Source organism: Pseudomonas duriflava (assembly GCF_007830155.1).
GTDB classification, from domain to species: Bacteria; Pseudomonadota; Gammaproteobacteria; order Pseudomonadales; family Pseudomonadaceae; genus Chryseomonas; species Chryseomonas duriflava.
This window is the reverse complement of record NZ_VLKY01000003.1, coordinates 213,665-225,380: the sequence shown is the minus strand read 5'-3', so window position 1 is coordinate 225,380 and position 11,716 is coordinate 213,665. Positions and strand designations below refer to the sequence as shown.

Genomic DNA, 11,716 nt, shown 5'->3' with positions numbered 1-11,716 from the left:
ATCGATTATGGACTCAGGATTCGCGCGACGCCTCGTCGCCCCCACATCAGGAGCGTTATCATCGTGACCTTGCGTTACCCTTTGGCCAGTATGGCCACCGCCGCTCTTCTGGCTGGCTGTATATCACCCGCCTCTGATCTACCACAGGATGACGCCTTGCTGCGTGAAGGTTTGGCTGGTACGGGCAGTCAGCGTCCTCTCGTCAGAGAGCCTACCCCTAATATGCCCGCGGTCGTCGAGGCGCAGCCACCAATGCCTGCCCGTAGCCAGATCATCCGGGGCGACAATCGCTTCATTGACAATCGGGCTCTGCCAGCGGCCAAGGCGGCCCCATCCCAGGAAGGCGGAATCGTCTTTAACTTCAATAACCAGCCCATCCGGGCAGTGATCAACAGCATTCTCGGCGACCTGTTGCAGGAAAACTACACTATCGCCCAGGAGGTAAAGGGTGAGGTGACGTTCTCGACATCCAAACCCGTTGCCAAGAGCGAAGCGCTGCCCATTCTCGAAACGCTGCTCTCCTGGACCGACAACGCTCTGGTACGGGAAGGCAGCCGCTACATGGTTGTCCCAGCCAGCCAGGCTGTACCGGGTAGGATCGTTCCGTCCTTGCGCGTACCCGAGCCAGGTAATGGTTTAACCGCGCGCCTGTTCGTTCTGGACTACATTTCCGCAACGGAAATGCAAAAGCTGCTCAAGCCCTTTGCCCGCGAGAATGCTTTTCTCCTGGTCGACCCGTCGCGTAACGTGCTTGCCATGGCCGGCACGCCGGAAGAGTTGGCAAACTACGAGCGCACCATTAACACTTTTGATGTCAACTGGCTTAAAGGTATGTCTATCGGCGTATTCGGTCTTCAACGCGCCAGCGTAACCGAGTTGATGCCGGAACTGGACCGCTTGTTCGGCCCACAAAGCGGGACGCCACTGGCGGGCATGCTTCGCTTTTTGCCTATCGAGCGAACCAATGCCATCGTCGCGATATCGCCGCAGCCAGAATACCTGAGCGAAGTCCGTCAATGGATCGAAACCATCGACCGGGGCGGTGGCAACGAGCCTCAGATGTACGTGTATGACGTACGCAACATGAAAGCCACAGACCTGGCCCGCTATCTACGCCAGATTTATGGTAATGAAGCCGTGACGGAAGAAGCCGAGGCACAGGTTGCGCCGGGTCTGCGTACCACCACGCTGTCGACAGGAAGCACCACTGGCACAACCGGAACGACGGGTATCACAGGCAGCAGTCAGGGATTGGGCGGGCTGAATGGCAGTACGGGTCTTTCTAACGGACTGGGCAACACTGGCACCGGTACTGGCACGACAGGCAGCCGAGCCGCTACTGACTCCGATAGCGAAAGCGCAGACAGCAATACCACTGGCGGCAGCGGCAATGACACAGGTGTTCGCATTACGGCGCAGAAAAGTAGCAACCAATTGCTTATTCGGACCCGCCCTTCACAGTGGAATGAAATCCAGTCTGCCATCAGACGGCTCGATAATGCGCCCATGCAGGTACAGATCGAGACCCGTATCCTGGAGGTCAGCCTGACCGGCTCGCTCAGCTTGGGCGTGCAATGGTATCTGGGTAATCTGGCCGGCAATTCAAGTACCGAGGGTGTTGAAAATACCTCTGGCAGCCAGGGGGCCCTGGGCCAAGGAGGAGCCGCTCTGAGCTCAACGGACGCTTTGTTCTACTCCTTTGTCAGCAACAATCTCCAGGTTGCCCTGCATGCTCTAGAGACCAACGGCAACACTCGAGTGCTATCGGCTCCGTCTCTGGTCGTCATGAACAATCAGCAAGCACAGATTCAGGTAGGGGATAACATCCCGATCACCCAGACCGCGGTGACTACGACCAGCGAATCGACCTACAGTAGCGTTCAATACGTGCAGACGGGTGTGATTCTGGACGTAATCCCTCGTATCAATCCGGGCGGCTTGGTCTACATGGATATCCAGCAGCAGGTAAGCGACGCCAGCTCGACAACCGATGCCAACGGCAACCCCTCGATTTCCACCCGGGCCGTGACTACGCAAGTAGCGGTGCAGAGCGGACAGACTATTCTGCTGGGCGGCCTGATCCAACAAAGCGAGGCAGAAAGCGACAACAGCGTGCCCTATCTCAGTCGCATCCCGGGGCTGCACTGGCTGTTCGGTAATACATCACGCAGCCGTGGCCGCTCGGAACTCATTGTCCTGATTACGCCGCGGGTGATTACCAGCACCAGTCAAGCTAGTCAGATCACCGACGAATACCGTCAGCAGTTGCAATTGATCCAGCCCCTGCAACCGGTCAGCCGGCTTGACCCGATGCGCTGACAAACAGGGCGAGCCGCCTGGCTCGCCCTGAACGCCCCCGAGCAGTACCCACCTGTCCGGGAGCGAACACAAGGTGCGCCTAGCGTTCCAATACCTGGCGTTCCTCAAGAAAGTATGATCACTCATGCCCGCCACGCTACTTGATGCCCGTACCGCCCGCTTCCTGCCCTGGCTGATCGCCATTGCCTTTTTCATGCAATCGCTCGATGCGACGATTCTGAACACAGCCCTGCCCAGCATGGCGCAGGATCTGGGCGAAGATCCCTTGCGCATGCAGGGAGTCATCATTGCCTACATGCTTACGGTTGCTCTGGTAATTCCGGCTTCCGGCTGGATCACCGATCGCTTTGGCAGTCGCCGTATCTTCTTTGGCGCTATTGCCCTGTTTACGTTCGGCTCCCTGTTGTGCGCCTTATCGCCGTCCTTGCCGGTTTTGGTTGGAGCTCGCGTTATCCAGGGTTTGGGAGGCGCCCTGATGCTACCTGTTGGGCGGCTGGTTATTCTGAGGGCTTATCCACGTGCAGAGCTGGTCCGCATTCTGAGCTTTGTGACCATGCCTGGTCTGGTTGGTCCGCTGACAGGCCCAACACTAGGGGGGTGGCTGGTCGAGGTCGCGTCCTGGCACTGGATCTTTCTGATCAACCTGCCCGTAGGCATTGCTGGCTGCCTGGTCGCCCGCAAAGTGATGCCGGACTTGCGCAGCCCTCTACCTACCCCTTTTGATGGCGTAGGCTTTCTATTGTTCGGCGCGGCCATGGTACTTATTTCCATTGCATTGGAAGGCCTTGGCGAACTGCATATGCCTCATGCCCGGGTCGTTTTGCTTCTACTGGGTGGCTTCGCCTGTATGGTGGCTTACTGGCTACGGGCCTTACGTATCGAGCGCCCTCTATTTACGCCACAGTTGTTTCGCATCCGTAGCTTTGCCGTTGGCATCTTTGGCAACCTGTTCGCCCGGCTTGGAAGCGGTGCCCTGCCATTTCTGACCCCCTTGCTCCTGCAAGTCGGAATGGGGTTTTCTCCCTCCAAGGCTGGCATGACCATGATTCCGCTGGCCTTGTCCGCCATGATGGTCAAGCCAATCGCCAAACCCATCCTTGATCGCCTCGGCTACCGGCGCCTGCTGATTGGCAATACCCTGCTGCTTGGCTGTCTGATTGCCAGCTTGAGCTTGATCGACCAGAACACCCCCTACACCTGGCTCCTGATTCATCTGGGCCTTTTAGGGGCCGTGAATTCCATGCAATTTACCGCCATGAATACATTGACCTTGATTGACCTGCACGACGAGAACGCTAGCAGCGGCAACAGCTTGATGTCAGTGGTCATGCAATTATCAATGGGATTTGGCGTGGCGTGCGCGGCAGCGCTTCTAGGCGGGTTCAAAAATGATTATGGCGACACGAATGTGCTGTCTGCCTTTCATGCAACTTATCTTAGCGTTGGGTTACTCTCAATGCTCGCAGCGGCCATTTTTTTCCAGCTGCAAGCTGAACCAAACCGCAAGGCGCCAGCCCATCGCGTGGAGGATCCAGAAAAAAGCCCCCAAGGTCCCGAGACCTGATACAGCCTGCCCCACCTCTGAAAGCAACCGTTTTCTATGCATAAAAAACCCGAGAGTACTCTCGGGTTTTTGCTTTGACCTAGCGATCAGCCGACCTGAACGCGCTCAGCCTGCATGCCTTTCTGGCCCTGCACGACTTCAAAGCTGACACGCTGGCCCTCGGCCAGAGTCTTGAAACCATTGCCTTCGATGGCACGGAAATGAACGAAGACGTCCGGGCCACTCTCAGGTGTAATGAAGCCATAGCCCTTGGTTTCGTTGAACCACTTGACGGTGCCGCTCTGACGATTCGACATATGCGATGTTGCTCCTTGATAGATCAATTTTGTTATGGCGCTTGGCTGCGGCAATGTGCTGCCTGCATACCATGCGTCAGGAACTGAGTTGCAGGAGTAACAAGAATCGAGCAGGACGGGGTATTCAATGAACCTACCGCCTCAGGTCACGATCAACGGCGACCCAAGCAAACACAGTATTGGCACTCTACGATAAATTTATGACGATTGCGATTACGTCAGGGATGTCTGTCGCAAATGGGAAAGAGCAAGGTTTGCGTCTGCCCTGATGTCGCTGCGAAGGTAGAGCCAGGCTTCTCTACCCACAAGCGTTCAGACTATAAAACACACTACGGCGCAGGCGTTTTATCCCAAGGAATTAACTGCCAAGCCATCGCTATACCAAGCCAAACGTAGCGATCGAAACCATACTGTCTTGGCATAAATCACTCTAATGCCAAAGGCAGATGAAAACAGAAGTCGCTCCCCTCTCCTGGCGTACTGTTTACCTGGATTCGCCCCCCATGCGCCTCAACTATGGCTTTTACAATGGCAAGGCCGAGGCCTACTCCTTGGCGCTCACGTTTTTTAACCTGCCAGAAACGATCAAAAATAAATTCGAGGTCACGTGCTTCAATACCCGGCCCGTTATCGCTCACGGTAAAACGCACTCCGCGCGGCTCTTCCATCGCTGAAACCCAGACAGTTGTACCCGCCTCGCTGAATTTGACAGCATTGCTGATAAGGTTTGAAAAAACGCGCAACAGCCGCTCGTAATCGCCCCGAATGGCAGGTAGCCCCGACTCGCATGAGGCCATTAACTGAATGCCGCCGCGTTCGGCCAGAGGTCTGAGCATAGCCAGGGCATCATCCACCAGTCGCTGCGGATCGAGCGCGGCCAGACGCAGCTCCAGTTGATTCTGCTCCATTTGTGCAATTTCAAGTAGCTCATCGATTAGCCTGCCCATATGCGCACTTGCGACTCGAGCATGCATAACCAATTCACGCTGGCGTTCATTCAAAGCTGCACCGTCAAGCAGCCCGAATGCCATGGTTACTACTGAAAGCGGCGTACGCAAATCGTGAGCCACAACCGCTAGAAGTTCCTCGCGCGCTCTGGTTGCTTCCCGCGCCCAACGCGCGTGCTGCTGAGCAGCGTCCAAGGCAAGGCCCAACTTAATTTCACTGATAGTGGAACGCGCCAACTCGATAAGAAACTCTATGTCCTGGGTAAGCCAGAGCCTTGGCTGCTCATCAATTACTGCAAAACATCCCAACAGTTGACCGTCGTCCAGCTCCAGCGGAACGCCCAGATAGGCACCTACGCCAAACGTCTCGAGCCAGGCTGCACGAGAGTTCAACGGATGGGTTGAAACGTCGTTGATAACCAGTGGCTCACCATGGGAAAGGGCGTAATGGCATAGCGTCGTTCCTGTCACCTCGCGCGTTAACGCTTGGGCAGGCGGAAAACCATAGTGACTCTTATAAAAGACCCGAGCTTCATCTACCAATGAAATAAAGGCTATGGGCACTCCCAGCAGACGTGCGCACATGCGCGTCAGGCGGTCATACCCTTCTTCCGGAGCAGAATCCAGCAACCTTGTCTGCCGTAACGCCAGCAGACGTTGCGCATCCCTGCTGATCATATCCGGCTCAAGTACCGGAACATGCGGCGCATTGAACCTCATCCTAAGACTCCACCGCCGAAGGCTGGAATGTTCGGCAATTAAACTTTTAGCCGTTGAGTCACTCAAAATGAAGTGGCTCGCTCAAGGCAGTTACCCGATCCGAGGCCTGTCTTCATCCTGAAGACGTTGCTTCTGCGCCAGGCGGCTTATCGCATCGCACTGACCCTTATCTAGTCATGCATTAACATAACCACATGGTAATTGTTTTGCCTCTTGTCTCATATATAACGTGACAGACAGCTCAAATAGATAGGCAAAGCGCTATTACTCTCCGTATACACGTGACTATGTCCTATCAAGAGCTCAAGAGTATTCCTCTCGACTACCTGCCCTCATAATGGTCTGCCGTTACCAAGGAAGCCTTAGATGAAACCACACGCAATCGAGCTTCTTATCAGCGACTGCGATGGCGTACTCGTTGACAGTGAAATCCTTTCCGAGCGCGTTCTCATGGAGGAATTGAGCAAGTATGTGCCGCGCGTAGAGCTTGAGCGCCTGCTGGACGGTACATTCGGCCTGATTACACGCGACATCATCCAAATGGTTCAGGCGCGCTTCAATGTCGAATTGCCGGCTACTCTTCTCTCCGACATCCGCACTCGATCCGAGCAACTAATCGCCACACATGTTGAACCTATTCCCGGCGTCAAGCAGGCATTAGAGCGTATCGACCTGCCCCTGGCCGTGGCGTCTAACAGTCTTCGGCATAGTGTGGAATCGTCAGTCGCACGGGCGGGCCTCACGGAGCGTGTTGCGGGAAATATTTTCAGTGCCGACATGGTTACCCACCCCAAACCGGCTCCGGATGTCTACCTTCTGGCAGCCAAAACCATGGGGGTCGCTCCAGAACACTGCATTGTGATCGAGGATAGCGCTACTGGCGTACGCGCTGCACTGGCGGCAGGTATGCGGGTCATTGGATTTACCGGAGCCAGCCACATTCCTCCTAGTCATGCCGACACGCTTCGTCGCTTAGGAGTAACGGCCCTGATTAGTCATATGGACGAGCTTCCCGCTCAGATAGCCGCTTTGCGCGAGACTGCCGCTAGCGGAGACGGCCACTAAGCACCTACGAGACCAGCGCTGGTCCTGCCACGCTGGCCTTGTCCCACCAATCGGCCCGTGGAGCCGCTCTACCCCTCGCCTGTTACACTGTACAACTCTCTCTTTTCTTCGCATGACAGGCACCTCCTTGACCACAACCGCTTTCGCCACATTGCCCTTGGCCGAGTCCTTGCTCGCCAATCTCGACTCGCTTGGCTATCACGCGATGACGCCCATTCAAGCGCTGAGTCTGCCTATCATTCTGAAAGGCCAAGACCTGATCGCCCAAGCCAAAACGGGCTCTGGTAAAACAGCTGCATTCGGGCTGGGCCTGCTCAACATGCTTAATCCCCGCTATTTCGGCTGTCAGGCACTTGTTTTATGTCCAACACGAGAGTTGGCCGACCAGGTCGCCAAGGATATCCGCCGGCTCGCCCGCGCAGCAGACAACATCAAGGTACTCACCCTTTGCGGCGGCGTTCCGTTCGGCCCGCAGATTGGCTCGCTGGAGCACGGGGCCCATGTAATCGTCGGTACGCCCGGACGTGTCCAGGAGCACCTACGCAAGGGCACGCTCAAGCTGGACGGCCTTAACATGGCCGTACTCGACGAAGCCGACCGCATGCTGGACATGGGCTTTTACGACTCGATCGCCGATATCCTGAGCCAGACCCCAGCCCGCCGGCAGACACTTCTCTTTTCCGCTACGTATCCAGCAGGAATCAAACAACTGGCCGCTGCCTTCCTGCGCTCCCCTCAGCAGGTCAGTGTCGAATCGCTGCATGAAGATACCCAGATCGAACAGCGGTTTTACGAAATCGATCCTCAACAACGCCTGGAAGCCGTCCTGCATCTGCTTCAGTATTATCGCCCTCACTCGTGCATCGCGTTTTGCCATACGCGACAGCAATGCCAAGAGGTTGTCGATTACCTGAAGAGTCATCAAATTTCCGCTCTGACCTTGCATGGCGATCTGGAACAGCGGGACCGGGATCAGGTTCTTGTCCAATTTGCCAACCGCAGCTGCAGTGTACTCGTAGCCACCGACGTGGCGGCACGCGGTATCGATATCGCTGGTCTGGGGGCCGTCATCAATGTCGAGCTTTCACGCGATACAGATATTCATATACACCGCATTGGGCGTAGCGGTCGTGCCGGAGAGAAGGGATTGGCGCTCTCCCTCGTTGCACCTGCCGAAGCGGGACGGGCCCAAGCCATTGAGGACAAGCAACAAGCACCGCTGAACTGGCAGCCCTTGAATAGCCTCGTACCAAGCGATACATCGCCCTTGATACCTCCTATGGTCACACTCTGCATTGCAGGCGGACGTAAGGAAAAAGTACGTCCAGGCGATATTCTGGGTGCATTGACAGGTGAAGCAGGCCTACCAGGCGCCAAGATAGGAAAAATTGCTATCCATGATTATCAAGCCTATGTTGCGGTAGAGCGTGATATTGCAAAACAGGCGCTTAAACGCTTGAGCGAAGGAAAGATCAAAGGACGTTCATTCAAGGTAAGACTTCTCTAACCTAGGCAAAGGACGCCAGTGCCTCCTCTGGCGTCTTCCTCTCCGCTAGCTCGTCTCTTATAGGCGTAACCAAACACATTGGTAGATGCCTGTAAAGCCGCGGCATCCCTGATCAAATAACATTCCTTTTCCATAGCGATAAGCGCCACAAAAACAAACAAGAACTATTCTCAAAAAATTATTACATTTTTTTACAGGATTTCAGGAACTTGCATTCCCTAGACGATCAAAGACAGAGCCACTAAAGCTTTTTTACATTTTTGTAGATGAGTTCTTTGCTTTTGGCTTAATGTTTTAATCAGTGATTTGATCGACATTATAAAGCCGCATGTTTGATTGATATTGAGTTCCACTCATCACCTCAAAAAACTCTTTTTTGCTAACTTGAAGAAACCTTTTCGAACTACTCGATGCTCTCTTCAACTGCTTATCTTTACAAGCAAGAAGAAAGGGAAGTGTGCTTTAACGTTAGGGTTACTTCAAATAAAGCCAAAGTCTGCTGAAAGCTTTTTTGAAGTGTGAGTATCGAACATGACTGCTAGGGATTGGGACAGTCGAATGAACAGATTTACAGTACTTGATAGCTTTCGCGGTATTTGTGCTATAGCAGTTGTTCTCTTTCACACCTATGTAGTGAATAGTTTTGCTGAGATGGCTTTTTTCAAGAACGCCTATCTCTTTGTTGAGTTTTTCTTCATTCTCAGTGGTTTCGTTCTGTACCATACCTATAGCCATAGGCTTAATGGCCTAGGCGATTACAAAAACTTCGTTATTACGCGCACACTGCGTCTTTATCCGCTTCATCTCGCCATGCTGGCGGTCTATATCGCTCTAGAATGCGGTAAGTTAATCGCCGAACGCAGCGGCCTTCACTTCAATGATGGCGCCTTTGCAGGTGCTACGGCACCCGATGAATTCCTACCTAACCTACTACTTTTACAGGCCTGGCTCAGCGATACCATTACCGGCTCGTTCAACTATCCATCCTGGAGCATCAGCATAGAGTACTACCTCTACCTGCTGTTCGGCGCCATTATGATTGTCACTCGCAACGAGCATCTCAAACTCTTTTTCTTGATCTCTTTATTATCGTTTATTGCGCTTTGCCTGCCAGAGACCCCAGTAAAAGACTCGATTTTTCGCGGCGGCTCGTGCTTCTTTGCTGGTGCATGTACTTATGTGATCTATACAAAGATCAAACATATTCAACTAAGCCAATTGACGTTTACCGCACTTGAGCTTATCAGCGTGATATGCGCCTATAGCATCATGGTGTCGGAAATACCTCATAAAGGTGTTATCGCCAGCCTGCTCTTTTGTGGCCTGATACTGATCTTTTCCTTTGAAAGAGGCTCAGTTTCTCGACTGCTACAGGGTCAATATTTTATCAAGCTAGGTAATCTTTCCTTTTCAATCTATCTGACTCATGCTGCCGTTCTATATGTATTCAAGAGTGCTGCCATCCTGGTCGGCAAGCTAACGGGGAAGGAATTCATGACGGCTGCCCTACCCTCTCATGACGTCCCCCCCATGATGATTAAGTATATGACGACAGGTAGTGCTGTAACGGATGACTTGGTCGTTCTGGCTCAACTAGTATCGGTTATCTTTATTTCCCGTTACACCTATAAATACATTGAACTTACAGGCGTAGCCCTCGGCAAGCGCTTGACCAAAAAGAAGCTGGTTACCAACGAAGCCCTGCAAAACAACTCTGCCTGAGTAAATCGACTAATAGCTCATAGACCAGCTGCGCTTTCATTACTTAAATGATGATGTTTGCCGTGAATAAACAGCTTAAATGAGCAGCCCTACGCGCCAACTTTACTTCTTCTACGATTTACCTTATCCGGCTGCCTTAAAGCAGCCGGAGCACAGGCTTTAACAAATATTTATTGTTGATACAGGCACGTAAATACCTGCTTGGTTAAAAATAACCTTAAGAAAAACCGAATATAAAAAAAGCCCAGGATGCAAACGCATCACTGGGCTTTTTAATAGCAGCCTATTGATTAGGCTGCAGGTATCCCGCTGAACTTGCCTACGCGCTCCCCTTCAATCATAGGGAAGTGTTGAGGCATACGTTCATCAAGGGGTAGTAAGTTAGGCATTTGCGCCTGAATTACAGCGCGATGCTGTTCGATAACAATATCCAGCGCACGACTAGGCACCAACTCAATGTCATCAAAAGTAATCACTTGGCCTGGCGCTACAGCTCGCTTGAGCACGGAATGCTTGAGTAGACCAATTGGCAAATGATCGGGGTTGTCGGCAATCTTGACTGCCTCGCCACGCACCTGGAAACCACCAATACCACGTTCAATGATATCGCCTGCCTTCATGGAGTTCTTCACGACAGCCGCCACGCTCAGGCTAGGCATCGTAGAATTATTCAGCAGAACACCGCCACCGGACAGTACACGGCGAATCGTCTTGCCAACTTCAAGGGAACACAGATGATAAGGACGAACCAGTACATAGTATGGGCCAGGGCCTAGCTTGAAATATTCAATCGCCGGAGCCTGTTCTTCATCGTGACGGCACACGACAAAAACACCACCTGCCGGATAGCCACTTGGCACTACATAATCTACGATCGGCTGGCCAATCTGCTCAGCCATCTGAGCCAGAATATTGGCTGTCTCGTTTAGGTTCGTGGATTTTAAACCTTCCAGCCCTTGCCGCGTAATTGTGGCGCCAAAGCCATTGCCTACGACGACCTGCTCGATTTGTACCTTGGTACCGTCAGTGAAGGACGTAGTCTGATCAACACTGATCCCTTGGCGCTTCGCCCAATAGGCCATATCTTCAGGCTTAGGATCCAGGTTCAAATAACCCTTCATGTTGCCGTAGACCAAGGGCTTAAAGCCCATCTGGACGGCATCTTCATGCAGAGCGGCCAGCGAACCGGGCTGATCACCTTCAGCTTCCGTCAGGAAGCCTTTACCGGCCAAATAGGAGCCGGTGGTTACCTGCAATTCTGCGTTGATCGTAACGACTTGGAGGCCCGCCTGAAAGGCGCGCTCGATAACGTCGGTTCCGTGATAGACATCCCCACTACATTCAACGATAAGGTCGGAATTATCCAATACCTCATCGAGCGAGTTGGTCAGGCATTCAGGAAGAGGAAAGTCAGAGATCGTGTTGATACTACGGCGGGTAAAAACCTTAGAAATCACCAAGTCGTTGTAATGCTTGGAGATTAACCTTACCAAACAGCGCGAAATCATGCCTGTTCCGACAACGCCGACACGTTTTACTTGGAAATTAGACATACAAACGAATCCTTTCAGTAGTG

8 protein-coding genes are annotated in these 11,716 nt (G+C 53.0%); 5 read left to right on the top strand and 3 right to left on the bottom strand.

Annotated elements, in window-relative coordinates:
- Window positions 1–90 precede the first annotated feature (90 nt).
- Window positions 91–2,319, top strand: a complete 2,229-nt coding sequence (gene gspD / locus IQ22_RS05515) for a type II secretion system secretin GspD (RefSeq protein WP_145139721.1) — start codon at window positions 91–93, stop codon at window positions 2,317–2,319.
- Between the two features lie 124 nt (window positions 2,320–2,443).
- Window positions 2,444–3,883: a multidrug transporter subunit MdtD gene (gene mdtD, locus IQ22_RS05510; protein ID WP_145139301.1), complete on the top strand. Its 1,440-nt coding sequence runs from the start codon at window positions 2,444–2,446 to the stop codon at window positions 3,881–3,883.
- Between the two features lie 86 nt (window positions 3,884–3,969).
- On the opposite strand, the gene IQ22_RS05505 is transcribed toward mdtD, so the two are convergent.
- Both IQ22_RS05505 and IQ22_RS05500 read right to left on the bottom strand, forming a co-directional pair.
- On the bottom strand, window positions 3,970–4,179 hold the full coding sequence (locus IQ22_RS05505; protein WP_145139298.1) for a cold-shock protein: 210 nt from the start codon (window positions 4,177–4,179) through the stop codon (window positions 3,970–3,972).
- Between the two features lie 425 nt (window positions 4,180–4,604).
- On the bottom strand, window positions 4,605–5,846 hold the full coding sequence (locus IQ22_RS05500; protein ID WP_145139296.1) for a sensor histidine kinase: 1,242 nt from the start codon (window positions 5,844–5,846) through the stop codon (window positions 4,605–4,607).
- A gap of 366 nt (window positions 5,847–6,212) precedes the next feature.
- On the opposite strand from IQ22_RS05500, the gene IQ22_RS05495 reads away from it, so the two are divergent.
- The 3 genes from IQ22_RS05495 (at window position 6,213) to IQ22_RS05485 (ending at window position 10,140) form a co-directional block, all read left to right on the top strand.
- Entirely contained in the window at window positions 6,213–6,911 is a 699-nt protein-coding gene (locus tag IQ22_RS05495; protein ID WP_145139294.1) for an HAD family hydrolase, read from the top strand.
- Between the two features lie 127 nt (window positions 6,912–7,038).
- Entirely contained in the window at window positions 7,039–8,418 is a 1,380-nt protein-coding gene (dbpA, locus tag IQ22_RS05490; RefSeq protein WP_145139293.1) for an ATP-dependent RNA helicase DbpA, read from the top strand.
- Between the two features lie 558 nt (window positions 8,419–8,976).
- On the top strand, window positions 8,977–10,140 hold the full coding sequence (locus tag IQ22_RS05485) for an acyltransferase family protein (RefSeq protein ID WP_145139291.1): 1,164 nt from the start codon (window positions 8,977–8,979) through the stop codon (window positions 10,138–10,140).
- A gap of 290 nt (window positions 10,141–10,430) precedes the next feature.
- Here IQ22_RS05485 and IQ22_RS05480 read toward each other — a convergent pair whose 3' ends face one another.
- Window positions 10,431–11,648, bottom strand: coding sequence for an NAD(P)-dependent oxidoreductase (locus IQ22_RS05480; RefSeq protein ID WP_244308983.1), 1,218 nt, complete (start codon window positions 11,646–11,648; stop codon window positions 10,431–10,433).
- Window positions 11,649–11,716 lie beyond the last annotated feature (68 nt).

What these genes read in the sequence shown, in the direction of transcription:
- IQ22_RS05495 (WP_145139294.1), top strand. Translation starts at nt 6,213, where the DNA reads ATGAAACCACACGCAATCGAGCTTCTTATCAGCGACTGCGATGGCGTA.
- gspD (WP_145139721.1), top strand. Translation starts at nt 91, where the DNA reads ATGGCCACCGCCGCTCTTCTGGCTGGCTGTATATCACCCGCCTCTGAT.
- mdtD (WP_145139301.1), top strand. Translation starts at nt 2,444, where the DNA reads ATGCCCGCCACGCTACTTGATGCCCGTACCGCCCGCTTCCTGCCCTGG.
- IQ22_RS05500 (WP_145139296.1), bottom strand. Translation starts at nt 5,846, where the DNA reads ATGAGGTTCAATGCGCCGCATGTTCCGGTACTTGAGCCGGATATGATC.
- IQ22_RS05480 (WP_244308983.1), bottom strand. Translation starts at nt 11,648, where the DNA reads ATGATTTCGCGCTGTTTGGTAAGGTTAATCTCCAAGCATTACAACGAC.
- IQ22_RS05505 (WP_145139298.1), bottom strand. Translation starts at nt 4,179, where the DNA reads ATGTCGAATCGTCAGAGCGGCACCGTCAAGTGGTTCAACGAAACCAAG.
- IQ22_RS05485 (WP_145139291.1), top strand. Translation starts at nt 8,977, where the DNA reads ATGAACAGATTTACAGTACTTGATAGCTTTCGCGGTATTTGTGCTATA.